The 22,462-nt window shown below is 47.7% G+C and carries 30 protein-coding genes; all 30 read left to right on the forward strand.

The window, feature by feature from the left end:
- The first annotated feature begins 2 nt into the window (after positions 1-2).
- Positions 3-1,367, forward strand: a complete 1,365-nt coding sequence (locus tag C7R94_RS25285) for a HAMP domain-containing sensor histidine kinase (RefSeq protein WP_106785438.1) — start codon at positions 3-5, stop codon at positions 1,365-1,367.
- A 12-nt stretch (positions 1,368-1,379) separates the two neighbouring features.
- On the forward strand, positions 1,380-2,126 hold the full coding sequence (locus tag C7R94_RS25290) for a PepSY domain-containing protein (protein WP_233220662.1): 747 nt from the start codon (positions 1,380-1,382) through the stop codon (positions 2,124-2,126).
- Between the two features lie 69 nt (positions 2,127-2,195).
- Positions 2,196-3,719 carry a YcdB/YcdC domain-containing protein gene (locus C7R94_RS25295; protein ID WP_106785439.1) on the forward strand — a complete coding sequence of 508 codons (1,524 nt, stop codon included), beginning with the start codon at positions 2,196-2,198 and terminating at the stop codon, positions 3,717-3,719.
- Between the two features lie 336 nt (positions 3,720-4,055).
- Positions 4,056-4,385 carry a DUF2085 domain-containing protein gene (locus C7R94_RS25305; RefSeq protein WP_106785441.1) on the forward strand — a complete coding sequence of 110 codons (330 nt, stop codon included), beginning with the start codon at positions 4,056-4,058 and terminating at the stop codon, positions 4,383-4,385.
- Between the two features lie 167 nt (positions 4,386-4,552).
- The gene (gene map / locus C7R94_RS25310; protein ID WP_106785442.1) at positions 4,553-5,296 is read left to right on the forward strand and encodes a type I methionyl aminopeptidase; all 744 of its coding nucleotides are present in this window, start codon (positions 4,553-4,555) and stop codon (positions 5,294-5,296) included.
- Positions 5,297-5,418: 122 nt separating this feature from the next.
- The gene (locus tag C7R94_RS25315; RefSeq protein ID WP_106785443.1) at positions 5,419-5,976 is read left to right on the forward strand and encodes a DNA-3-methyladenine glycosylase I; all 558 of its coding nucleotides are present in this window, start codon (positions 5,419-5,421) and stop codon (positions 5,974-5,976) included.
- 28 nt (positions 5,977-6,004) lie between these two features.
- A complete protein-coding gene (locus C7R94_RS25320) occupies positions 6,005-6,481 on the forward strand; it encodes a DinB family protein (RefSeq protein WP_106785444.1) in 477 nt (158 codons plus the stop codon).
- Between the two features lie 378 nt (positions 6,482-6,859).
- Entirely contained in the window at positions 6,860-7,207 is a 348-nt protein-coding gene (locus tag C7R94_RS25325) for an RNA polymerase sigma factor (RefSeq protein ID WP_233220663.1), read from the forward strand.
- Complete coding sequence (locus C7R94_RS25330; protein WP_017251813.1) at positions 7,153-7,380, forward strand: hypothetical protein; 228 nt, start codon at positions 7,153-7,155, stop codon at positions 7,378-7,380. The genes C7R94_RS25325 and C7R94_RS25330 overlap by 55 nt, the downstream gene beginning before the upstream one ends.
- Positions 7,377-7,574, forward strand: a complete 198-nt coding sequence (locus tag C7R94_RS25335) for a hypothetical protein (protein WP_017251814.1) — start codon at positions 7,377-7,379, stop codon at positions 7,572-7,574. Before C7R94_RS25330 ends, C7R94_RS25335 begins: the two co-directional genes overlap by 4 nt.
- Positions 7,575-7,824: 250 nt before the next feature.
- Positions 7,825-8,478: a hypothetical protein gene (locus tag C7R94_RS25340; RefSeq protein WP_106785446.1), complete on the forward strand. Its 654-nt coding sequence runs from the start codon at positions 7,825-7,827 to the stop codon at positions 8,476-8,478.
- A gap of 213 nt (positions 8,479-8,691) precedes the next feature.
- Positions 8,692-8,835 carry a hypothetical protein gene (locus tag C7R94_RS30110; protein ID WP_158264708.1) on the forward strand — a complete coding sequence of 48 codons (144 nt, stop codon included), beginning with the start codon at positions 8,692-8,694 and terminating at the stop codon, positions 8,833-8,835.
- 16 nt (positions 8,836-8,851) lie between these two features.
- Positions 8,852-9,349: a hypothetical protein gene (locus tag C7R94_RS25345; RefSeq protein WP_233220664.1), complete on the forward strand. Its 498-nt coding sequence runs from the start codon at positions 8,852-8,854 to the stop codon at positions 9,347-9,349.
- The gene (locus C7R94_RS25350) at positions 9,349-9,540 is read left to right on the forward strand and encodes a hypothetical protein (protein ID WP_106785447.1); all 192 of its coding nucleotides are present in this window, start codon (positions 9,349-9,351) and stop codon (positions 9,538-9,540) included. Before C7R94_RS25345 ends, C7R94_RS25350 begins: the two co-directional genes overlap by 1 nt.
- Positions 9,541-9,542: 2 nt before the next feature.
- On the forward strand, positions 9,543-10,880 hold the full coding sequence (locus C7R94_RS25355; protein WP_106785448.1) for a phage tail sheath subtilisin-like domain-containing protein: 1,338 nt from the start codon (positions 9,543-9,545) through the stop codon (positions 10,878-10,880).
- Positions 10,881-11,333 carry a hypothetical protein gene (locus C7R94_RS25360; protein ID WP_106785449.1) on the forward strand — a complete coding sequence of 151 codons (453 nt, stop codon included), beginning with the start codon at positions 10,881-10,883 and terminating at the stop codon, positions 11,331-11,333.
- Between the two features lie 14 nt (positions 11,334-11,347).
- Entirely contained in the window at positions 11,348-11,734 is a 387-nt protein-coding gene (locus C7R94_RS25365) for a phage tail assembly chaperone (protein ID WP_106785450.1), read from the forward strand.
- Between the two features lie 231 nt (positions 11,735-11,965).
- Complete coding sequence (locus tag C7R94_RS25370) at positions 11,966-14,383, forward strand: phage tail tape measure protein (protein ID WP_106785451.1); 2,418 nt, start codon at positions 11,966-11,968, stop codon at positions 14,381-14,383.
- Entirely contained in the window at positions 14,380-14,970 is a 591-nt protein-coding gene (locus C7R94_RS25375; protein WP_047069576.1) for a hypothetical protein, read from the forward strand. The genes C7R94_RS25370 and C7R94_RS25375 overlap by 4 nt, the downstream gene beginning before the upstream one ends.
- Positions 14,971-14,985: 15 nt before the next feature.
- Complete coding sequence (locus tag C7R94_RS25380; RefSeq protein ID WP_106785452.1) at positions 14,986-15,939, forward strand: XkdQ/YqbQ family protein; 954 nt, start codon at positions 14,986-14,988, stop codon at positions 15,937-15,939.
- A 3-nt stretch (positions 15,940-15,942) separates the two neighbouring features.
- The gene (locus tag C7R94_RS25385; protein WP_106785453.1) at positions 15,943-16,191 is read left to right on the forward strand and encodes a hypothetical protein; all 249 of its coding nucleotides are present in this window, start codon (positions 15,943-15,945) and stop codon (positions 16,189-16,191) included.
- Positions 16,191-16,625, forward strand: a complete 435-nt coding sequence (locus C7R94_RS25390; protein ID WP_106785454.1) for a DUF2634 domain-containing protein — start codon at positions 16,191-16,193, stop codon at positions 16,623-16,625. The genes C7R94_RS25385 and C7R94_RS25390 overlap by 1 nt, the downstream gene beginning before the upstream one ends.
- Positions 16,613-17,428 (forward strand): baseplate J/gp47 family protein, encoded by an 816-nt coding sequence (locus tag C7R94_RS25395; protein ID WP_106785455.1) that lies wholly within the window; start codon positions 16,613-16,615, stop codon positions 17,426-17,428. The genes C7R94_RS25390 and C7R94_RS25395 overlap by 13 nt, the downstream gene beginning before the upstream one ends.
- Positions 17,425-18,069, forward strand: coding sequence for a DUF2313 domain-containing protein (locus C7R94_RS25400; RefSeq protein ID WP_106785456.1), 645 nt, complete (start codon positions 17,425-17,427; stop codon positions 18,067-18,069). Before C7R94_RS25395 ends, C7R94_RS25400 begins: the two co-directional genes overlap by 4 nt.
- A gap of 3 nt (positions 18,070-18,072) precedes the next feature.
- On the forward strand, positions 18,073-18,378 hold the full coding sequence (locus C7R94_RS25405; protein WP_106785457.1) for a hypothetical protein: 306 nt from the start codon (positions 18,073-18,075) through the stop codon (positions 18,376-18,378).
- A 1-nt stretch (position 18,379) separates the two neighbouring features.
- Positions 18,380-20,518 (forward strand): hypothetical protein, encoded by a 2,139-nt coding sequence (locus C7R94_RS25410; RefSeq protein WP_106785458.1) that lies wholly within the window; start codon positions 18,380-18,382, stop codon positions 20,516-20,518.
- 13 nt (positions 20,519-20,531) lie between these two features.
- Positions 20,532-20,879: a hypothetical protein gene (locus C7R94_RS25415; RefSeq protein WP_106785459.1), complete on the forward strand. Its 348-nt coding sequence runs from the start codon at positions 20,532-20,534 to the stop codon at positions 20,877-20,879.
- Positions 20,880-20,892: 13 nt separating this feature from the next.
- Positions 20,893-21,039 carry a hypothetical protein gene (locus tag C7R94_RS30115; protein WP_158264709.1) on the forward strand — a complete coding sequence of 49 codons (147 nt, stop codon included), beginning with the start codon at positions 20,893-20,895 and terminating at the stop codon, positions 21,037-21,039.
- A 97-nt stretch (positions 21,040-21,136) separates the two neighbouring features.
- Entirely contained in the window at positions 21,137-21,592 is a 456-nt protein-coding gene (locus tag C7R94_RS25420) for a phage holin family protein (RefSeq protein WP_106785460.1), read from the forward strand.
- Positions 21,593-21,598: 6 nt separating this feature from the next.
- Positions 21,599-22,435: an N-acetylmuramoyl-L-alanine amidase gene (locus tag C7R94_RS25425; RefSeq protein ID WP_106785461.1), complete on the forward strand. Its 837-nt coding sequence runs from the start codon at positions 21,599-21,601 to the stop codon at positions 22,433-22,435.
- Positions 22,436-22,462: the final 27 nt, after the last annotated feature.

Genomic DNA, 22,462 nt, shown 5'->3' on the forward strand with positions numbered 1-22,462 from the left:
ATATGAAAATCAAAAATAAAATTCATTTGTTCTCCACGGTCGCACTCTTGCTTCTGTTGCTCATGGTCAACAGCTTCATTTACTTCATGTTCTACAAAGTGACAACAGACGGAGAGCTGGATCGTCTGCAACGAGAGGTTCTGCACATTCAGAGTGGACTCAATCAGATCGGTGTGGAAAATTTTGACCCTGCTACGCTCTTGCAGCCGTATTTGCCGGCAAACGGGATGATCCGGATTATCGATCAGCAATCACGGGCTATCGTCACGCAGGAAGTAGACAGCACGCAGCCAATCCCGGCACCGAAGCCGATCTTTGATAGAAGTGCGAGTGACGGTGTCTTCGATGTCAGCGGAGCGAAATACGCGTACGTCAAGGTCCCAATCATTTGGACGAATGGAAAAATTGTCACGCTAGAAGTTATTGAAAGGATTGCGGGTTTGCAAAAAAATTTGAGCCTGCTGCAAAACGTGCTGTTATTTGCTTCGCTGTTCGTGCTGATTCCTGCTTTTTTTGCAGGACGCATGTTGAGCAATCTGATTTTGCGACCAGTCAACTCAATGATACAAACGATGGAAGACATTCAAGCGCGCAGTATTTTTAAGAAAATACCGCTTGAGCACACATCCAAGGATGAATTGCACGCATTAGCAAGTACCTTTAACAAGATGATGGATTTATTGCAGCAGAACTTCGAGAAGCAGCAGCAGTTCGTCTCGGATGCTTCCCATGAATTGAAAACGCCGCTGACCGTAGTAGAAAGCTATGCGAGGCTATTGAAGCGTTGGGGGACGAAAAAGCCGGAGGTTCTGGCAGAGTCGGTGGAAGCGATCTATTCGGAAGCCGTGCGGATGAAGGATATGACCAATCAAATGCTCCTTCTGGCAAACAATAGCGCGGAATGGAATCTGGATGTTAAAGAAATCGATTTGATCCCGATGTGCCAAACGACCATTGCGCAATTGACCAATGCGTATGGCAGATCCCTCCAACTGGGTGCAAACCACGAATCGGTTCCTGTGATGGCCGATGAACAAAAACTAAAACAAGTGCTCGTCGTTTTACTCGACAATGCGATGAAATACAGCTCAAATGAAATCGAGCTTGAGGTGGGGATTCAAGAGGACCGTCCATTTTTCTCAGTGAAGGACTATGGAATGGGGATTCCCAAGGAAGACTTGCAGCATGTTTTTGATCGTTTCTTCCGTGTAGACAAAGCCCGCAGCCGCGAAACAGGGGGAGTAGGACTCGGTCTTTCCATTGCCAAACAGATCGTCGATGCCCATCAAGGCGATATTGCACTGGATAGCGAGGAAGGGAAATGGACGCTCGTGACCGTTTTTTTACCAGGGCTGGCTAAGAAATAGCAGGAGGTACGTATGAATAAAAAATGGAAAATAGGGCTACTGGCAAGCTTTCTGTTGGTCACGACGTCATTTGGTGTGCAACGGATCTTCGCGAGCATGAATTTGCAGTCATTATCAGCGGAGGAAGTCAAACAGATCGTGGCGGCCCGCTACCCGGGGAAGATTGAATCGATTTCCATGACAGATGTAGGAGAAAACAGCATTTACAATCTCCAACTCCTCAATGAACGCGGAACGTATAGTGTGATGGTGGATGCACATACGGGGGAAATTGTTGAATTGAAAGAGCTCTCCTTGGCCGCAGCCACTGCGCAGCCGAAGGCAAATGAAGCAGCAACGAATCCAACGCAGCCGGGTTCAAATCCGACAGCCAGCATAGCACCGAAACCGAATAATGGCGGGAAGGATGCTTCAGGCAACGCAACTAACCCAGCTGCAAAACAACCCCAAACACAGCAACAGCCTAAGCCGAATCAAAGCTCGAATCAACCAGCGCAGCCACAAACTAAAATTACCGAACAGCAAGCGAAACAAATTGCGACGGAAAGAACAAGTGGCGGCAAGATCGATGATGTTGATTTAATCGAGACAAAGAGCGGAGCAGTCTATCGGGTGATCACGGAAAAAGACTCCCAAACAGTAGACGTACGCATTCATGCTATTACCGGAAAAGTGCTTTCGACGACCACGATCGACAATAGCTCTACCGATGATGATGACGATGACGAGGATGACCTTGATGATGGTGATGATGATTAGAATTTCGCATGCAAATAGAGAAGCCGTCAGTGTCTGCATTGACGGTTTTTTCGTTCGGGAGGGAAAGTGATGAATATATATCCGACAGAAGCAGTTCGGGAGACGATGGAGAGATGGTTTGGTTTGTTTCCTGATATGCTTGAATTGTCTCAGCAGCGAATTAAAACGCGCGATAACTGGAGAACTTGGGAGATAAAATTAGGTCATGATGATACAGAACTGGAAATAGACAAAGAAACGGGATATGTGATGGAGTTCGACTTAGATAGAACATACCAAGAGTCGATTGCTTTTGGTGAGAGGGTCGATGCCGAGTCAGCAACAAAGCGAGCAAAAGAAGTGGCGGAAAAATTATACGGGGTTCATTTGAAAGAGATGGTGAGCGATCATACAGCGAATCTGAGAGAGTATCGTGGGAAAAAACAATGGGAGCTGTACTATCGATATTTTTTTCATGGGATTCTGCTATCAGGAGTATATTTACGGATAGCTTTAGACGAGTTCGGAAATTTAGTAGGCATCTATTACCGCGGATTTCATGATTTTGATCGAAAAAATAAACCGACTAAGCCGCAAATCATAACAAAGGATGAGGCGAAACAAGCATACCTAGCTTTATTTCAGAACAACATGATGCTCATATACGATGAACAGGAGGAAGGGCAGCTCAAGTACATTCCTGATGGGGTACCGCTAGACTATGCAGTCATTCATGCGGAGACAGGACAACCAGCAAAGACAGTCATAGGGGGCAGACGACTTGTAGAAAACCACTCCGAGGTTATTCCCGTAGTTCCTAAAGGGGAATCTATTTTTTTCACAGACATTCAGGAGATCGAGCTGTGGTTGAAGGAACATTTTCAAATAGATGTAACTCACACAGAGATTGAAAGAGCGACAGTCGTGACTCCCAATGAGGATGGATTAACTTTCTATCCAAGGAGTGGATCTTTCAGATTTGTTGACGCTGCGTCAGACCCTGAGTGGCCTCCTACTATCCATTATTACTGGCCTTTACCGGAAGATGAGGACGCTGAAACCATTTACGATCCTGATTTTGTATGTGTTACACTCAATCGAGCGACCAACGAGTTACTTGCCTTTACGGTTAATCAAAAAATGGAATATGAAACGCCACGCCTTTCATTCCACGATGCTTTGCAAATCGCAATGCGCTTTTTGGAGAAATACATGGAGCGTGGAATTGCTGAGCTTCACTATTACGAGCTTTGTTATTTGCGCGGTACCGGAAATACCTATTACTTCTATGAGCGAAGACAAGGGATTGTTCTCACCAATCGAGTCTACAACGTAAAAGTGAATCCTTGGACAGGCCAGGTAACGGGTTTTTACAAGCATGATGTACGCAAAAACAAGGAGCTTCCCGATCCAGTTTCTTGTGTGTCTGCTCGGGAAGCCGCGGAGAGTTTCTTACGCCTATTTGATGTGGAACTGGAGTATGTGCAGGTTGAGGACAGAGATACAAATAGGAGGGAAAAAGCTCCTGTTCCGATCCCCGTTTATCGGCTTACATACGCACGTGCAGAGCGGTATAAATATGTGGACGCCATAACAAATCAGCCGGGTCGATGACTTTACCCCGATCGTAACGCACGGTGAAACTGCAGATACTCTTTCGCGTAGAAAGAAGGGAAGGGAGAGGGTGTATCTGTTTTTTGTTGGATTAACGCTTTGTATGATCGCATGGATAGCGGGAGGCGTATTTCTGTATCAAGGGGATTATGTTACAGGAGGAGTCTTGCTCATACTTGGTCTTCTTGTTTTGATTAGCATGATCCTCTATTATTCGACAAACAGGAAAAAGCGTAACAATTGCTCGCCAGATTGCAGCCATCTTCCCGTTGATTGTCCGGATTGCGATATGCCAGATTGCGATTGCAAGCCAGATTGCTCACATTGAGGGAGTGGATGAAGATCATTACGCAGTGGATTCCTTGTCATAGACGAGCAGATCGTTCCTTTTCTATCGGTGGTAAGAAAATGCCGCTATGTGCGAGATGCGTTGCGATCCTAGCTGGATACCTGCCGGCGCCTGTTTTGGCAGGGATGCATATCGTGACCCCTTACTATTTCATTGGACTGCTTTTATTGCCCATGCTCATTGATGGCTTTACCCAACAATGGAAGTGGCGAACAAGCAATAACAAGCTGCGATTTTTCACAGGGTTTAGTTTTGGAATCGGACAGTCTTTACTCATTTCCAATGTCGTTTGGTTTTTGGTAGAGAGGCTGGGGTAAAGCGACGGGTGACGAAGACCATGAGCGCCTAGCTTCGTAAGATAAGAGCCGCAGAGGGTGCTTCTGGGGTCCTTTGTTTTTCTGCGGGTTGCGATTGGCGATGAAAAATGTTCCAATGTAGGAAGCGAAAAGGTGAACAATTACATTCGTAGACAGGAGGGGAACATATGTCGATTCAAAATGAACATGATTTGATTTGTTTGAAGCGGATCGGTAGCATTGTGGCAGAAGCAAGAGAGGCGATGATAAAAGCAGTGCGGGCAGGCGTGACAACAAAAGAACTCGACCGGATTGGCGGAGAGATCTTGGCGAAGTACGGAGCGCGTTCTGCACCGAAAATCACGTATGATTTTCCAGGGCATACATGCATCAGTGTTAATCACATTGTTGCGCACGGCATCCCTGATGATACAGTTTTGCAAAATGGCGATATCATCAATATTGATGTCTCGGCGGAGCTGGATGGATATTTTGCCGATACAGGTGCTTCAATCGTGGTAGGGGAAGGCGAGCCTGTGAAGCAATCCTTATGCGAATGCGCAGAGGAGTCGTTGTACAAGGCATTGGATGCGGCAAAGGCGGGATCGAAGCTGAGTCAGATTGGTCGCATTGTTCACCAGGAGGCTAGGAAAAAGGGCTTTACAGTGGTCAAAAACCTTACGGGCCATGGCATCGGCAAAAGCCTGCATGAAGAGCCTGCTTACATTTTGAATTACTATGACAAAAAGGATAGACGCTTGCTCACAGAAGGTCTCGTGTTGGCAGTTGAAACATTCATTTCAACGGGAACGGAATATGTGGATGATGGCAGGGATGGTTGGGCGCTCATTACGCCTGATAAGAGTTACGTAGCTCAATACGAGCATACCATCGTTGTAACGAAGGGGAAGCCAATTATTTTAACAGCTTGATTGCAAGGAGACCTCAGATGGATGAGGTCTTTTTTGTGAAGAAAAACTTGCAGAATACCCAATGATTGTATATTCTTTATATAAGAATATATGTTCGTATTCGTAGAGGAGGTTTCTTTTTCATGAATCGGTGCGGTTGGGTGAATCAGGACCCTATTTATATGGATTATCACGATCACGAGTGGGGAGTTCCTGTCTATGAAGATCGGTTGCTCTTTGAATATTTGAATTTGGAAGGCGCACAGGCTGGACTGAGCTGGTACACGATCCTGAAGAAGCGGGAAAATTATCGAAGAGCGTTTGATAACTTTGAAGCGGAGAAAATCGTTCAATACGATGAAACCAAAATCGAGCAATTGCTGACAGACGAAGGCATCGTTCGAAACAGGCTGAAGATTCGCGGCGTCGTGAAGAATGCCCACGCGTATTTGCGGGTTGTGGAGGAGTTTGGGTCCTTTAGCAGCTATCTTTGGTCGTTTGTAGGAGGGAAGCCGATCCATAATCATTTTCAGGAAATGAAGGATGTGCCTGCTTCTACCGAAATTAGCGACAAAATGAGCAAGGACCTGAAAAAGCGCGGTTTTACGTTTGTCGGTTCAACAATTTGCTACGCCTTTATGCAAGCAGTCGGCATGGTCAATGATCACGTAGCGACATGTGATCTCTATCAAAAAAACTAGGACGAGCTTACGGAGAGGGGAGAATGGCATGAACGAAAATGATCTCTTAATCTTAAACCTTGAGGAAGTAAGACGTAGGAGCATCAAGGTGTGGAAGGCAATCCCTACAGAAATGCTTAACTGGAAGCCTGACGATAGAGCGTTTACGTGCGGAGAAATGATTCGCCATGTCATTGAGGGTGAGTTTTTGTATCACCAGATTTTGATCCAGCGGGGAAGCTCCGCCTTGTCTGACATCCCCAATCCGTATGAAACTAAAGAGTTTTCGAGCGTAGAAGAAGATGTGGCCTTTGCGAAGCCGTATCGAGAAGAGTTTCTCCGCTTCGTCAGAGGGCTGTCCAAGAGCGATTTGGAGAGTGTCCGCATCGATCGATCCGATGTAGGATATGTCCGTACACTTGGAGACATGCTGCTGCGAATCGCCTATCATGAGTCGGTACATACCGGCCAGCTGCTGGATTATATGAGAACGATGGGGGTTGAACGTCCGAATATTTGGGATTAAAAGGGTGCGAAGAATAGAAAAGCAAGCTAGCTCTTCTGCTGGGAATGCGAAGGGGGCTTGCTTTTTTTATAGGTTTTTCTTCATGTAAGGTATTTCTTGCGTGAAGGGCAGATAAAACTTAAAAAAGTATGAGAATTATGTACTTTTATGTAGTAGGGACAGCAGTTGTGAAAGGATGCTTCCGTACTTCTATACAGGCACGATTTCCATTTGGGATCGTGCTTTTTTAATGTCTTTTTTGTAGTGTATGTAGAGGTTCAACCGGTAAAAATCATCTCCAAAAATCTGGTAGAAAGAACTTGAACTTATCAGTGTAGTATGAGATACTTGTACTACAAAGAGAACGAATGTTCCTATCTGGGATGAAAAAGACAGAAGGTGAAGCAAGTGACAGATGAGCAGTTGAAAGAGCATTGCAGAAAAGTGCTCAAGAGGATTGCTTGGCGATTGCAATACGCCGCCAAGAAGCGTTTGTACAGGGAGACGGTGATCAAAGAGGGGATGCGGGGAACGGAAGCGATCGAGGACAAACTGTCGGACCTGTATGTTCAGGAGGTGTTAATGCAACTCCCAGAAAAAGCTCGGATCATTATCAAGCATGTCGTTATTCAAGGAATGACAGAAGAACAGGTAGCCCAAAAACTGAATATGACCAGACAAGGAGTGAGTAAATGCAAAAACAAATATTTGCGCCAATTGGCCGAGAAGCTGACTCGTTCAGCCTGACCCTCCAAAAAGCACAGTCAGGGGATAATCGGGCGGTACTGACGATCCTCGACTTTCTGCTTCCTGACATGGAGTACCTTGCTTCCTTTATCAAACTACCTCGCGAAGAGAGCATGCAAGAAATGAAAACCGCGATGCTCGAAGCCATCCGCAGTGGAGAAGTGATGCTATGATGACGATTGATTACGTTCAGGTTCTCGCGGTTGTCGTGTGCTTCCTTGCTTTAATCGTCACGTTTAAGCAGGTAGATTTGCAGATTCGGATTAATAATCTGTTCAACCTGCAATTAAAAGCAAACAAAGAGAAAAAGAAAGAGCAGCTGGAACAAAAAAAGGAGACTCCGACTGACGATCGGAATCCCCATTGAATGCTTGGGGCAAAGAATACAACTGGTGAGTATCCTCTTTGCCCCCTTTCATTATACAAGAAAATGATGATGCAAAGGAGATACGTACGAAATGATAGAAGCAGCATTAATCGGAGCAGCTGTTTTATTGGTCGGAGTCATTATCGGACAGATTGGTTTGTCTCAAAGATTAAGAAAAGACGCAAGAGTCAACGAAAATCGTTAAATTATTTTGCGGACTTCATATATATGACCGAGGGGGAATAGTGCCTTGATCAGCAAAGATGTTTTCATGGAAGCAGTTTGCGAGGTGTGTCCGGCAACGTGCTGGGGAAAGAAAGCACATTGCCAGGTTCATGATAAGCACGTGGGAAAAATCGATTCTTGCCCGGAGTGGGACAAGTACATGCAGGATCATGAGGCAAAGGGGCAGCAAAAGACAGTATCCGCTAGAAAAGAAGGCTTCGTCCGGTTGAGTGAGCAAGCCCCCATTGTAGATTTTTTACAAAAAGCCGAGGAAGAAATCCGCGACTACAATTACATGCAGATCGAGATTGTGCGCATCCAGCGTTTTTTGCGTGAGGCGGGGGAAGGAATGGTCGCACAATACGGATTGGATTCGGGTATGCCAAAAGGAAAGGGAACCACGGGTGATCGGACACATGCGGAGGTTGCACGCCGGGAGCGAAAATGGAAGAGGCTGCAAAATTTGCAGGATAAAATTGAGCGGATCAATAAAGCGGTTGAGACGATTCCGGGTGAGCAGGAACGCTTGGTGGTCGAAGCTTTGCTGGATGGCGACAAGAACAACCTGATTGCCAAAGAAATCGGTGTGTCCAGACAGCGGTATTATGAAATCAAGCGCAGCGCCGTGATGAAGATGGCATGGGCGATGTATGGCGATCAGGCTCAGCAGACTGGATGATGAAAAACAGAACCCGGCTTAATACATGAGAAGCTGTCTGATGATGACAGCTTCTTTTCATTTTCACAAGCATGCTTGAGGTTGACAAAGGTTGACACTTCCTGACACATCGGGTCATTTTCCCGGTTTTTCCTCCGAATCGGTTATACTTGAGTCAAGCGAAACAAGTAAGAGAGATACGAGCCATCCGATGAAGCTGTCGGGTGGCTTTTTATGTACGCCGAAGACTCAAATGTCCGGCGAGCGGGGAAAACGGCGATTGGCGCCACACGATGTTGCGAGTTCAAAGCCAAAGACTACTCGCTCCCTGCTCGGCGGGTATTTGCCGTGGATACCTTGCCAAATGAAGTGAAATAGCGGGGGGAAGAGACATGTGACGAAGACAGAAGAGAATACCGCAAGTGTGGGAGGTGGAAGCTGGATGGATCGTGAGCTAGCTGTTCTCAGTGAACTGGTGAAGGAAGCGTATCCAGAGCTATCTACTGTTGTGAACGTGGACGACTGGATGGCGCAGCGATTCCAGCCGCCTATCGCGTTTCTTTTGACGCAAGGGGTCCGTGAAGAAGGAAGAAGCCTCACTTCCTATCAGGTGGTCTCAGAAGCAGCCATCGTCCTCCACTATCCAAAGGTAGCAGGTGTCTATCAGCCGCTTTCAGCTGAGCCGCTGCGTGAGCTTCTTCGCCAAAGGCAGTTCAGTTATCAAGGCAAGACATCTGGATTGTTTATCGAGATCGACAGCTCCACCTTGCGTATTTGGCGGGATAAAAAGGACCGGACGGAAATCGCGTTCCAGTTCACCTACAACGTGGCGGTGCAGAGAGCAGCCACAGAAAAAATCAATGAATTTGATGTAGAGGGGGCCCGATCATAGTGGCACGAAAAGAACAACAAGCACATGCGCCAGAGCTTGTGCAAACCAAACAAGAGTGGATCAAGAGCGCCGCTTACCTTGGAGCCGAAGGGTTCGAGGTAGCAGGTGCTCTTTTTTCTGAAGCAGATGATCAACTACTGGCAGAAGGACAAGTGAAGAGCCGACTGACCAAATACAAAGGCGGGGTGTAAGCATGACCATTCAACGTGAACGTCCGGGTGTAACGGTCGAACTGATCGCAAAAGCAAAAGAACGTGTAGTGCCGAAAAACGGTGTCGTACTGGTGCCGTATCAAGCAGAGTGGGGCGCGCCAGATGAGCTCGTCAAGCTGGGGAGCTTTGAGGAGCGAATGGCCCACACGTTTGGCAAGGTAGATACCGTGGAGCTGGCAGCAGAAGGCGGCGCGACGATTCTCGCGTATCGCATGACGAATGGCACAGCGACAAAAGCAGCGTACGAGCAAGCCGATGCAATCAGAGTCGAGGCTCTGTATCCAGGTTTGGTAGGTAACGAGCTAAAGGTTGCGATCACAGCCTCGACGTCCGAGCCAGGCAAGAAGGAACTCCAGGTAACAGGCCCGCTGCAAACCGAGAAGTTTTCGTTTGCGGATGCGAATGAGCTGACAGCGAAAACGAGCCAATCCAGCTATGTGCGTGTGAAAAAGCTGGGTGAGACTGCCGTTACAATCGTGCCAGAAACAGCGCTGACAGGAGCAAAAAGCGGCACAGTAGCGCTTACCCCAGCCGACTCGACTAAGCTGTTCATGGCCGTGTCCGGTGCTGATTTTGACACGATGTATCTGCCTTTTGACGATGCGGCTGTACAAGCGGCAGCGAAGCAATTCATGAGCGATCGTCGCACACAAAACAAGAAGCTTAGCACGCTGGTAATTGGCGGCAAAGCGGCGGACGACGAGAACATGGCGAAGCACATCGAGCGCTCAGTGGCGCAAAATGCCCGTTTTGTCGTGAACAGTGCTATCGCTGGTCAGCACAACAACGGAAAAGTATACGGCAGCCTGGAGTGGGCCGCATGGGTAGCGGGTATGATCGCCGCGACACCTGCGCATGAATCGCTGACGGCCGTCGTTGTTCCATTGAAAAAAGCGCTCAAGGATTGGGGCCACACTGATATTTTGAGTGCGCTCGGCTCCGGTACGCTGATCGCAACCCGCGACGGAGATGTGTACATCATCGAGAGCGCCGTCAATACGCTGGCTGTTCTGGGTACGCATGAGCGCGAGGACTACGGAAAAATCCGTGTGAGCATGACGCTGGATCAGATCGTCAACGACATCAGCCAAGTCGGCAAGAAATACAAAGGCAAGCTCGCCAACAACGATTTGGGCGGCGCGGTGTTTGTCTCTGCCGTCAATGCGTACATGACCGTCCGCGAGCAGCAGGGCGCGATTGATACGGGCTGGACATTTACGGATAAAAAGAACGGCATGGGGGATCGCCGTGGCTTCCTCTTGTCTGCGAAGCCGCTTGATGCCATCGAATACTTTGACATTGACTGGGAGGTGCTGTAATTGGCTATTGCACGTGATATTAAATTGAAGAACTGCCAAATTTACGATGAAAACGGAGACCCGATCTTCGGTACCTTGGAAGGAAAAATGGTGCTCAAGGTAGAGTACGGCGACACGAATCGCCTGCAAAAAGGAAAAATCCAGACCGTCAACGACTGGCATGTAGAAGTGACATTGAAAATTACCGCAACCAACGCTGCGCTGAAATACTACTGCGTCGAGCAATTGACGCAAGGCAAGACCCCAGTCCTCCCATTCCTGATCGGCGAGACGCTGGACAAGGAAGCGGGCAACTCCGAGCGCGTCCGCATTTCCAATATCGTACTGAATCCAGAAGAAATTACGCTGTGGGAAGCCAAAGCAGACGGCAACGACCACGCGACATATGACCTGAAAGGGATGTCCATCGAAAAGCCGGATTACCTCGATGAATTGCCAATCTACACCGAATAGGAGAGTGCTTGAAAATGAACAAAAACAAACTCGAGAAATTTTTGGCCAAAGCCAATGAACAAGCTCCGCGAAGAGAAATCACCGTAACCATCGATGGTGACGAGTGGAAGGTTCGCCAACTGAATTTGTCCGAGCTACGAGATTGCGAACGCATGGCTGACAAAGGCGAGAAAACGGATTGGTTCTTGTACAACGATGCGCGATTGGTGAAAGCCACCGAGCACGATTTTCCTTGGAATCAGGAAGAGCTCAAAAAAGCGTACAAGGTAGGCACCAAGTACGAGCTCGTCGAGAAAATTTTCCGCGACAATCCGGAAGGCTACACCAAGCTGCTCAATGCGGTCCGTGAAGTCAACGCGACCCAGACGGAAGAAGAAGCCATTGAAGAAGCAAAAAACTAATCCGATCTGACGGAGAGGCCTGGCATATTTGCCGCGCTTTTCTAAAAGGCAGAGGCCGCCCGTCGGATCTACTCGAGTACGAAGTCGATTTGTACAAGCAGAAGCTGTTTATTTTTGCTTGTCAGATGATTGAAGCAGAGGACGAGGAAAGGGCTGGGGGGTAGGTCTCCCGGCTCTTTTCGGGTTTTCCTAGGTGGAGAGAGACATCAGGGGAGGACAGGGGGTGAAAGAATGGCAACTGAAAAAGCGAAATTAAAAGCAGCTCGTCAGGAAATGACCAATATGGTCAAAGAGACTGAAAAGCTCACGAAGGCCATGGGCGAAACCAGTAAAGAGATGCAAAAGATGGCGAGAGAGTTCTCCGATGGTATGTCCCAGATGCAGCAGGACATACGGAAGCTACGTGAGGAAACAAGCAAGCTGGACAAGGTGACGGCGAAGCCGAAAATCGAGTTCAAGGACATGATGAGCAAGCTGGGCGAAGTGAAAAAGGAACTTGTCGGGCTTGGAGGTTTGGTTACTGGGGTAGCCTTGGGAGCTAGCATGGCGTCAGTAACAGACGAAGCGAAGTTAGTTGCAAGAGAGCGTGCGTTGTATGCTGCCAGCGGGAAATCCGAAAATGAAATCAGGGAATTTGAAGAGACTGCAAAACAAATGACCACGCTCAATCCATACATGAGCCTTTCAAAGGCAATGGATCTTATTTCCAAAGGTGAGCTGGCTAATGCAGACAATGGTGCACAATACGCCAAGCAAGCAGCACTGCTCAATGTTACGACCAAATTTGCTCCAGAGGACACCGTGAAGATGATGGCGGCGATGGGGGCATCTACTCAAACACAAGATGCAACAAAATTGGCGAATGCGCTTCAGCATATGAGCAATAATGGTGGGGCGAGTGTCAACCTCAAGTTCGTAGAGGCGATGGCGGAACTGAATGCTCAAAAAGGCAATTTCCTCAAAACACCTGAACAAATGGCGACTAGTTTTGAGGCCATGGGGAAGGTTTTGAATGATACAAAGTCATTTAGTATTCTGCGTGAAGGGGCATTAAAACAGTTAACCGCTAACGGCGCATTGACTAGCCAGTTCCAGTCTGAAGAAGTGAAAAGGTTAATTACAGTTCTTCAGTCAGGAGATAAAGATGCCCAGAACATCGCCTTGGCAAAGGTACTGATGTCCACATATTTGATGAAGAACGATCCGAAAAATCCAACTAAACAACAAGATATAATGACGGCTTTAGTAGGTAGTGGCGGGGTGCAATTATCGTCCAGCTTGGAAGAAATCAAGAAAATTGCTACAGGTGAAACTGGTTCGAAAGTGAATGCATCCGAGGCGCAGTTGGCTTATGATGCCGCTGTCAATAAGAATGAGTTCATGAAGATGATGCAAGCGCAAAATACAGCGAAAAATGCAGCAATGGAAGCTGTCACGCAGATTGCTAGTGATTTATCGGGAGTAGCTGTAACGATTTCGGATGTGACTGCGGGATTCTTTAACTGGTTTAACACTTGGTCCCCAGAGGCAAGACTCGCTGCCGTTTATGTAGGCGGTGCTTTTGCAGCATTTTCTACGCTTGGTGTCATGCTTGCCAGTACAATTACGTCAATGAAAGGTCTGTTGACCACAACACGAGATTTTTTTGGCAGAAAAAAAGAGAAAGCTGCTTCTAGCGAGAACTCATCGCTTGCCCCTAATAAAGGCAATTTGGGAGCTGGTGGGAACAAAGGCTGCTGCTGTTGTGATGGCAAGACGACACTGAGACCTTCTTTTAAATCTAAGAAAAAAGGTGCTTCAGGTAGCTCTCAAGGAGGCAATAAGCCTAGTTCGGATACTGGGGGTGCACTAAGAGAAGGGACCAAAGCTAACGGCAAGCGCCGAAACGCTTCTCCAACTGCTTCTGCAGCAGGGCACACACCAGATACTCTTATTGGTGGTTCCCAACGGGAAACAGCCAAAACAGAAGAAAAAGGCAAGAACAGCGCCCCAGCTACGTCTCCGGCAGGTAACCAAGCTGGACCAGATAGTGGCGGCAATCATGCAGAGAATGGGAAAGCTGCCAATAAAGGCGCCTGGAAAAGCATGTTCAAAGGGGGATTCAAGAGGATACCTCTTCTTGGAAGTTTACTAGGTGTTAAAGAAATTGCAGAATCAGAGAACAAGCTGGATACTGCAGCAAAAGTTGGAGCAGAGTCACTTGGCGGCTGGGGCGGAGCTGTAGCGGGAGCGGCCACTGGAGCAGCGATTGGTTCAATTTTACCTGGCGTTGGTACTGCAATCGGCGGTATTGTGGGCGGGTTTATTGGTGGTATGGGAGGATCGTTTGCGGGCGGTGCCCTATACGATGGAGTCAAGTCGTGGTGGCAGGACAAGCCTTCTTCAGAGTCTGCGACTATTCAACCAACACCTCAAGCGGGACCTCCTATTCCAAATCAGTCGCCAGTTAGCAGTTTACAAGAAAAACCCCAGCCAGTTTCGATTACGATTCCGCAAATTTCGATACCTTTACACGTTCAAGGCGTACTACAGGATATCCCGACCATGCTGAATATGCTTAATGACCCGTCTGTTGCCCAACGCATCAAAGACATCATCGAACGTTCTCTGCTGGATGCACTAGAGACGAGGGGAGGGGTAACCACATGATCCGCCTTCAAGGCAAATACAGGCTGACGTTTCCGGTTACACCTGCGGAAATCCAGTTTCGCGGCTATGGCAACGACATCGAAAGCACCACTTCGATTACATTATTGTCCGGCAACCGCATCTCTTCCAGACGTCCAAAGTCCATCTCCTTTGACTTCATCTTACCCGGAGACAGTACGGCTCCCTATGTCGAGGTACAGGGCTATCAAGGACCCAGACAGTGGCTTGCTGGATTGGATCGCTTAACGGGCTCTGAAGCACTTTTGACTATAGACGAGCTTGATCTGGCGTGGAATGTGCTCATCGGGCCATGCGACGGAAAATTCCAAGGAAAAAACGTCGATTTTCACGGCTCGATTGAGCTGCCGCTGTTTGTCAAAGACGAATTTATTACGTGGAGCAATCAGACACAGCTTCTATCCCCAGGGGCGGTCATTACGAAACAGCAGCCAGCTCGCCCGAACACGAGCGGGAAGGTAGCAAAGAAGACGAAGAAGCAGCAAGCGGCTCCACGCATAGACAGCAAAAAGTTGGAAGACAGGAAAAGAGAGATTCACGAAAAGCTAGAAAGAGAAAACAGAATGTAACGGAGGGCAGACGAAATGAAAGTCATTTACGGAAAAGAACAGACCCGCTATGACCTGACCCCAGCCGTTACCGAGCTTTCCTGGTCCTCGGCCAGGGGACAAATTGCTCAAAACTGTGATGTGAGAATCAAGGAAGGCCCGCCGCTGCAATCGGCGGGTTTTTTGATGCTCTTTTCGGGGACAGAGCTAAAAGAGTCTCAGCAGCTTTTCCATGGCCCGCTCGTTCGTTTTGACCGGGATGATCGGACAGGCGATCTATCCGCAACAGCATACGAGTTGGGCTGGTATTTGCAAAAAAATGAAATCTCCAGACTCAAGCTGGACGGGGATGCAGGGACAGAGCTTGCACGAATTATCAAGTCGGCAGGTATCAACTTTAGCTGCTCGGCGTTCGGCTTTACGGTCAAAGAGAGAATCTCGTCCCAATCATATACGTCTCTCTTTACTTCGCTGACAGAGCAAGCTTACGAAAAGACAGGCATCCGCTATTTCGTGCAGTATCAGCGCGATAAGCTGACGGTACTGCCCGAGGGGAAAAACAGTATTATCCCGATGTTCAAGGCTAGTTTACTCGCAAGCAGTTCGACGGGAGAAAGTATCGAGGATGTTTACACCGTTGTGACAGTAGAGCGCTACCGAGATGATCGGGTCGTGAGCAGTGCAACGAAATCAAATGATAGCCTGGTCAAACAAATCGGACGCATGCAAAAAGTCATCGACGCAGGCGAGGACAAAAACGTAGCAGGAATGGCAGCCAAGCAGCTTGCAGAGTTGTCCAAAATCCCCAAGACACGCTCCATTTCGGTCAGGCACGAAGATGAGAATGCGGCGAGGCTACGTGCGGGCTGGCTCATCAAGATCATGGAAAAAGACAATAAAACCATCACAGATTGGATCGTCACCAACTGCCAAGCACGCTGGCAGGGCGGACAATACACAATGGATCTTCAATTGGAAAGGAGGACGTAAGAGATGCATTCGGTTATCGCAAAACTGCGCGGGCATGCGCAGGACGGCATTGAGAATACGCAAGGGGAGTTTGGCAAGCTTTTGTCGCTGTCGCCCTTGTCTGTAAAGCTCGACGAGGACCCAACACCCTTGGAGCCGTATGAGCTGTCTGTACTGCGTTCTGCCCGATTGTTGCCGGAAGATGTGGGTAAAAAAGTAGCTCTGTTGCGTTGCAACAACGAACAATACCTCCTGCTTGGGGTGGTGGAATGATGTTTCCAGAGCTGAACGGAGACGAAACACAACTGGTTCAATCTCAAGATAATCCCATTCCATGGACATACAAATTCGACTGGACTACAAAACAATTCATGCAAGGGCTGGATGGTCGTTATTTGCGGACGACTACCTATGCGGAGTACCTGGAAGAGACAGCAAAGAAAATCCTGAATACGCGTCGTTTCCGGTATGAGATTTACTCGGAACGATACGGCGTAGACTTTCTATACGATGCTGGAAGGATGCGCTCGGGCATTTCATTGCCAGCAATTAAGACGCAAGCACAAGAGGCGCTAGAGGCTCACAGTGAGATAGAACGTGCGGAAGTGGTAGACATTCGGTTTGAGAACAATGGGGTCATTTTTTCGCTCGAAATTGAGGGCATGAGAGGGACAACTAGGACGGAGGTGAATACATGGCAACGTTAGACAAACCAGAAATGCCGATTCTCAGGGAAACCCCGGATCAGATTTATCAGCGGATGGCAAATCGGATGGCCCTGATAGCGCAAAAGCGTGGAGAGACGCCACCAGCGACGGAAGAGGGAGAAATCTTTTATGACCTCGGCTATCCGATCGCAGAGGAAATCAGCGATCAGCAGCAGTTATTTGAGTACGGCTTTCTCCAACGGTTTCTACCCTGGGCAGACGGGGAATTTCTGGATGCTACGGGCGTATTCTTCGGCTTATCTCGCAATGAGGGAGAGACAGACGATGCTTACCGACAACGCCTCATTGATCGAGCCCGCACAGAAGAAGGAGACGGCAGACGCCAAGATTACGAGCGGTGGGCGCGAAATGTAGATGGGGTAGGAGGAGCAGTTGCTATTGAGAAGGCGCGGCATGACCTATCTATCGACGTGTATATCACAGACCTGATAGGCAACCCTGCGGGGCAGGAACTGGCAACGAGTGTACGGACGAAACTGGAAGACAAACGAAGGGCCTTGCATGACTTGCAGGTATTACCCGCGAAAGTGTATCCGGTGACTATCGCTGTAAAACTTGCTTTGCAACCAGATGCGGAATTCGAGAAGGTCAAAGACCAAATTACTACACAAATCAAAACCTACCTAAAAGGGCGTTCTCAGATTGTGTACCAGCAGATCGGAGCGCTCTTTTTCGTGGATGGAGTAATAGATTTCACGGGCTACACCTTAAACGGCGCGGAATTGAATTTAACGGTTCCTGCTGACTCTGTATCGACTCTAACCATGGCGGTGACAACATGATTCCAGAACGCTATCGGCGGATGCTGCCGCCGCAATGGTACGAGAATGAAGTGGCGGAATATCACTTTGAAGGTGCAGAGACAGTTGTAGATGCTTTCGATTTGCAGCGTGAGGACATCCTACAGCAGTTTAGCCCATGGTCAGCTACTTGGGGGCTGGATGTCTGGGATTGGATCTACTTTGGCAGTAAGCAATTGCAGTCCATTGAAGAGCGACGTAAAAACATTCAAAGAAAGCATTGGGCTAGGTCACCATTTACTTTACCTGTACTAGAAGCAATGGGGCAAGCTGCTGGAGAGCTAGAGAGAGTAACAGAGGACTTCCCGAATAAGGAGATCGTTTTCGAATTCTCAGCGGAACAACCAGTTAATGCTGTTAGGTTGTCCAAGGATTTTGAGTGGATACGGCCTTTGCATGTCAATAGTAGCAGGGTGGCAGTTATCAGCAGAGGTGAGGATATCCTTATTTCAGCTCCAACTCGGTTTATTGAGGTTGAATATCAAATCTGTGGAATGTTCTATCCTGAAGACGATATGGAAGGACGCATTTTCCGAGAAACGGTGCAGGTTGCTGAGGCTACTCGCTTTCATGCGGTGAACTTTCCAATAACAAACATGATGTATCCAGAAGGGGAGGTGTAAAGCTTGGCTATCATCCAAAATCGGTTACTAGAATTGTTACGAGATGATTTAAGTAATCAGATTAAAGGGGCATTGATTAACGTAGACGGTACGCTACGATCCTATCCGATCTACAAAACAATTAAAAATGGCTTCAAAGTAACCAAATATATCTACTTAGATGATGTGGAGGCACAGGGCCAGATTCAGTCGGCGGTTTTAGTGGACAATGGGGGTAATGCGCTAGCTATTAAAAACATGCAAGTGATAAAGGGTGACAGTGGGCTGTTGATCGCTTTTGAATTTTCTCTGGAAGTGAAGGTGGTATAGGGTGGCATATCAGAAGACGGGATGGGTTGACCATATTGTTGACCCTGTTACAGGCGAAGTTGTACAACAGGGAACAAAGGTAACGGCGTCACGGATGAATAAAATGGAGCAGGGTATTGCTGACGCTCATGTACTTACCGAAGTCTTGGCCCAAACAGTAATTGGCAGTCCGGTAATATCGGGATTAAAATTTACCGTAAGTGAATCAGGTCTAACAGCTTATTGGACATCTGGTGTGGCTTATGTAAATGGTGTGCGCTTTGAAGTAAACGCGGGTAGCACCAAGCTTAATCCTACACAAGGTCAATACATTTATCTAGATTCTGATGGAGTGGTGAAAAACACAACTTCTCAGGAGACTGCCGATTCTAAATGCAAACTGTGGTATTTTGTCACCGATGCGAGTTCTATCATTACTTCGATTGACGGTAGAAACATCGTATCAAAGGATATGTTTGTCAAACAGACAGAAGTTGCTAGAAGTGGAGCAAACAAAATACCTCGGTTGGATGCCCAAGGTAAAGGAGCTTTTAGCATCACGGGTGATGCAGGAACACTGGGCGGTAAAGAAAGCAGCTTTTATAAAGCAGCAGCCAACATCGAAATAGCAGACGCAGCCAACAACTTCACAGCTACCAATGTGGAGGGAGCACTTGCCGAGCTTTTCACGTCTGTCGGTAATGGGAAAAACCAGATTAAATCCGCCATTACCGCCAAGGGGGGAACGGTGCCAGGAACTTCTCCTCATACGTTTCAACAGCTTGCAGATGGTGTCAAAAGTATTATCAAGGGGCAAGGAAATGCAGTTGAAAGTCAGGTACTCCAGGGAGTCACCTTTTCCAACTCTGATGGTACTCTGAGGACTGGGACCATGCCAAACAAAGGTGCCATTACCATTACGCCAAGTGAAACCGATCAAGCGATACCTGCTGGATACCATAATGGATCAGGGGTAGTGAAAGCGGGGTATTCAAAAGGGGGATTAATTCAAAAATCAAAGGTGTCGACATATCAAGTGACTGAGGTCGCTCCCTTATTATCATTAGGTTCTCCGGCCCGTGGAATGTGGATCGTTGATGAAGGCAAGCGAACTCATGATCCAACACTTCGTATCGTGGTTTTCTTGGCGAATGACACACTCGTTGAAGTGAACCAATCGGGAGCAATTGTACGTAGTGTAAATATCGCAGGTAAATACACCGGGTCATATACAGCTTGCAAAATGGCTACTGATTCGGCAAGCATGGAAGTAGACTGGGTGTATTTTTCAACTTTCGAAAGAGCAACAAGAACGGGACGTCTTTACGTTGTTGACATGACTAATGGCAAAATCCATCTTATTTACACTAACTCAAACATTGACAATGGTGGATGGGATTACATTGGAGTGACTGGGTACAATAGTGCCATTTATTTATGGCTGACTACCTGGTCTACAAAAAGTACAACGGAAAAGTTTCCTCATATTTCACTGACGTTTGATAAGGGTAAATTAGGAGCAACGCCAACCGTATCACTGAAGAGAGTAATAGAGAACGACACAGTATTTAGTAACCCTGACTATCCAGACTCAACATATGGATCTACGATTTGGTATGCACCATGTGAAATGGGAGTAGTTGCAGGTACAAAGTACAATAGAGGAAGACGCACACACTTTGGAATTACCTCAGGTGCCAGTGATGTCACTACGTTTGATGGCTATTATGGTGTACCTTCTAGATATTACTCAAGCCTTACGAGTAACTCCGTCCTTGTCATAGAGCCAGGAGTCACTGAGGATTACGGTTTACAAACTTACGTAGACCAAACAGGCGGGTCTTTAGTCAATTATCGTTATTTGAGCAGGTCTACAGCAGAAGCATACAGGGGAAGGCCTGCTCTATATTTACGTGATTTGTATGACGGCTACATTGGCGATACTATCGGCGTAAGTAGTACACCAAACACTATTTTGAAAAATAATGGGCTTGTTGTAAATGCCAGTGTTAAAAATGTAGAGCATTGGTCATTTAAACAAAATGTTGTGGAAATAGTGAGTGGCCCGAATGGAGAACCACATTATAACGAAGCTGCTGTATGTATAGCTGGAACTACGTTATACAAATACACAGGTGAAGTAGGGTATTTCATCAAATAAAAGGAGGATGAATATGAAACAATTACTTTATGTAATGGAAGAAACAAACATGGTAATAGCATGGTTGCCTGTTGCAGACACAGCTAAAATTGAAGAACATTTGAAGCCAGAAGGAAACCGTTTGTATATTGTAGACGATGTGCCGCAGCCGGAGGTATCCGAAGGTGAAATGGTCTACACATACTATGATGGGACAATCTTTACTTACGAGATCAAACCTCGGATAAAGACGGATGCTGAGAAGTACGAGGAACTGATGCGTGACATTGATGGACACTTAGCGAATGCTGCAACGGTAGCTTCTTTACGAGAGCAATTGAAAATTACTCAAGATGCACTTGACGCGCTATTACTGAAATAAGGAGGATATTTTGATGACAAGCAAACTGTACAACTATTGTCTGATGCGCTGGGAAGATGGAGCTTGGACAGAGGTAGAATTGACCATTGCCGTCACTAAGAAGCACATCACTGAACCAGAAAAAACACAGATCATGACACAACCACACCAAAGCGCATAGAGCGCCTTTTCCGAAATGGAGAGGGCGTTTTTACATGGGGAGCTGCTAACGCGGCTCCTCTATTTTTTGCCCCCAGGGGGGTGAGGAGGATGACCAGATGAAGTTTATTCAAAGCTTGGAAAACATACCAACCCCAGCAAACGCCTGGGCGACCACAGCAGGTGCCATCGTGTCGCCCGCCTTTCACTATCTATACGGCACAAACCGCCAAGACATCCTCATCGTCCTCTTCTTCATGATCGTGCTCGACTGGATCACAGGCATCTCCGCCGCCAAAAAAGACCAATCCTACTCCTCCGACTACGGCCTGTCCCGAATCCCGCGCACCTTATTCCTCATGGCCCTACCAGCCGTAGCCAATCTCCTGGACCGCGTCATGGGCACCCCGGGCTTCTTATTCTACGGCGTCACTTTCGGCCTCATCTACCACACGTGGACAAGCCTGACCGCCAATGCCCACCGCGCAGGCTGGCCGATGCCCAAATCCATTGAGAGATTAGTCAGCGCCGAAATCAAGGCAAAGGCTGAACGAGCCAAACGAAAGGAGTCCTAGTAAACAATGAATATCACCGAGATGCTTCTCACCAACGTAAACTCCCGTCCTAAAAAGAAGATCGTCCCTAAAGGAGTCGTCATCCACTGGACGGCCAACGAACGCAGCGGTGCAAATGCCGCCGCAAACCGAAACTACTTCAACAGACCAACGACAGTAGCTAGCGCTCACTACATCGTGGACGACAAACAAATCATTCGCTGCCTGCCCGAGGACGAGATGGGCTACCACGTCGGGGCGAAAACTTATTCACAGGCCGCCTTGACCAAATTGAGCAACTACCCGAACAACTGCACGATTGGGATTGAAATGTGCGTCAATGCAGACGGAAGCTTTGCGAAAATGTACGAGCAAACAGTGGCACTGACCGCAGATATCTTGAAACGACGTGGCTGGGGAGTCGAGCGCCTGTGGCGTCATTACGACATTACAGGGAAAAACTGCCCAGCCTTTTTTGTTGTCAATACGACGGCCCAAACCTATACGGGAATGCCAGCGAAGGACGCATGGGCAAAGTTTCAACAGGATGTCCACAGGTTCCTCACAGCTTATCCACAAAAACCACAGGCTGATGTGGATAAGTGCGCAGTTGAACTGACACTTACTTCCACAGGAAAACTAATCGATGATGTTTCCTATGTACCCATCCGGATAATTGCGGAGGCAGTGGGCGGAGCAGTGGAATGGGAGCCTTCCACGCAAAAAGTGACCGTAAACGGACAGGAAGTCTCCTATGTAAACGACAAGGGAACTGCTTATGCGAAAACAAGAGAGCTGGCTGATTTACTTGGCTTGCAAGTGGAGTGGGACGAGCCGAGAAAAGCGGTCGTATTGAAGAAATAAAAGAAAAGCCGCAGATTCCGTCTGCGA

This window comes from Brevibacillus sp. NRRL NRS-603 (genome assembly GCF_003013445.1).
In the GTDB taxonomy this organism is placed as follows: Bacteria; Bacillota; Bacilli; order Brevibacillales; family Brevibacillaceae; genus Brevibacillus; species Brevibacillus formosus.

What these genes read in the sequence shown, in the direction of transcription:
- C7R94_RS25285 (WP_106785438.1), top strand. Translation starts at nt 3, where the DNA reads ATGAAAATCAAAAATAAAATTCATTTGTTCTCCACGGTCGCACTCTTG.
- C7R94_RS25290 (WP_233220662.1), top strand. Translation starts at nt 1,380, where the DNA reads ATGAATAAAAAATGGAAAATAGGGCTACTGGCAAGCTTTCTGTTGGTC.
- C7R94_RS25295 (WP_106785439.1), top strand. Translation starts at nt 2,196, where the DNA reads ATGAATATATATCCGACAGAAGCAGTTCGGGAGACGATGGAGAGATGG.
- C7R94_RS25305 (WP_106785441.1), top strand. Translation starts at nt 4,056, where the DNA reads ATGAAGATCATTACGCAGTGGATTCCTTGTCATAGACGAGCAGATCGT.
- map (WP_106785442.1), top strand. Translation starts at nt 4,553, where the DNA reads ATGTCGATTCAAAATGAACATGATTTGATTTGTTTGAAGCGGATCGGT.
- C7R94_RS25315 (WP_106785443.1), top strand. Translation starts at nt 5,419, where the DNA reads ATGAATCGGTGCGGTTGGGTGAATCAGGACCCTATTTATATGGATTAT.
- C7R94_RS25320 (WP_106785444.1), top strand. Translation starts at nt 6,005, where the DNA reads ATGAACGAAAATGATCTCTTAATCTTAAACCTTGAGGAAGTAAGACGT.
- C7R94_RS25330 (WP_017251813.1), top strand. Translation starts at nt 7,153, where the DNA reads ATGCAAAAACAAATATTTGCGCCAATTGGCCGAGAAGCTGACTCGTTC.
- C7R94_RS25335 (WP_017251814.1), top strand. Translation starts at nt 7,377, where the DNA reads ATGATGACGATTGATTACGTTCAGGTTCTCGCGGTTGTCGTGTGCTTC.
- C7R94_RS30110 (WP_158264708.1), top strand. Translation starts at nt 8,692, where the DNA reads ATGTACGCCGAAGACTCAAATGTCCGGCGAGCGGGGAAAACGGCGATT.
- C7R94_RS25355 (WP_106785448.1), top strand. Translation starts at nt 9,543, where the DNA reads ATGACCATTCAACGTGAACGTCCGGGTGTAACGGTCGAACTGATCGCA.
- C7R94_RS25365 (WP_106785450.1), top strand. Translation starts at nt 11,348, where the DNA reads ATGAACAAAAACAAACTCGAGAAATTTTTGGCCAAAGCCAATGAACAA.
- C7R94_RS25370 (WP_106785451.1), top strand. Translation starts at nt 11,966, where the DNA reads ATGGCAACTGAAAAAGCGAAATTAAAAGCAGCTCGTCAGGAAATGACC.
- C7R94_RS25375 (WP_047069576.1), top strand. Translation starts at nt 14,380, where the DNA reads ATGATCCGCCTTCAAGGCAAATACAGGCTGACGTTTCCGGTTACACCT.
- C7R94_RS25380 (WP_106785452.1), top strand. Translation starts at nt 14,986, where the DNA reads ATGAAAGTCATTTACGGAAAAGAACAGACCCGCTATGACCTGACCCCA.
- C7R94_RS25385 (WP_106785453.1), top strand. Translation starts at nt 15,943, where the DNA reads ATGCATTCGGTTATCGCAAAACTGCGCGGGCATGCGCAGGACGGCATT.
- C7R94_RS25390 (WP_106785454.1), top strand. Translation starts at nt 16,191, where the DNA reads ATGTTTCCAGAGCTGAACGGAGACGAAACACAACTGGTTCAATCTCAA.
- C7R94_RS25395 (WP_106785455.1), top strand. Translation starts at nt 16,613, where the DNA reads ATGGCAACGTTAGACAAACCAGAAATGCCGATTCTCAGGGAAACCCCG.
- C7R94_RS25400 (WP_106785456.1), top strand. Translation starts at nt 17,425, where the DNA reads ATGATTCCAGAACGCTATCGGCGGATGCTGCCGCCGCAATGGTACGAG.
- C7R94_RS25415 (WP_106785459.1), top strand. Translation starts at nt 20,532, where the DNA reads ATGAAACAATTACTTTATGTAATGGAAGAAACAAACATGGTAATAGCA.
- C7R94_RS30115 (WP_158264709.1), top strand. Translation starts at nt 20,893, where the DNA reads ATGACAAGCAAACTGTACAACTATTGTCTGATGCGCTGGGAAGATGGA.
- C7R94_RS25420 (WP_106785460.1), top strand. Translation starts at nt 21,137, where the DNA reads ATGAAGTTTATTCAAAGCTTGGAAAACATACCAACCCCAGCAAACGCC.
- C7R94_RS25425 (WP_106785461.1), top strand. Translation starts at nt 21,599, where the DNA reads ATGAATATCACCGAGATGCTTCTCACCAACGTAAACTCCCGTCCTAAA.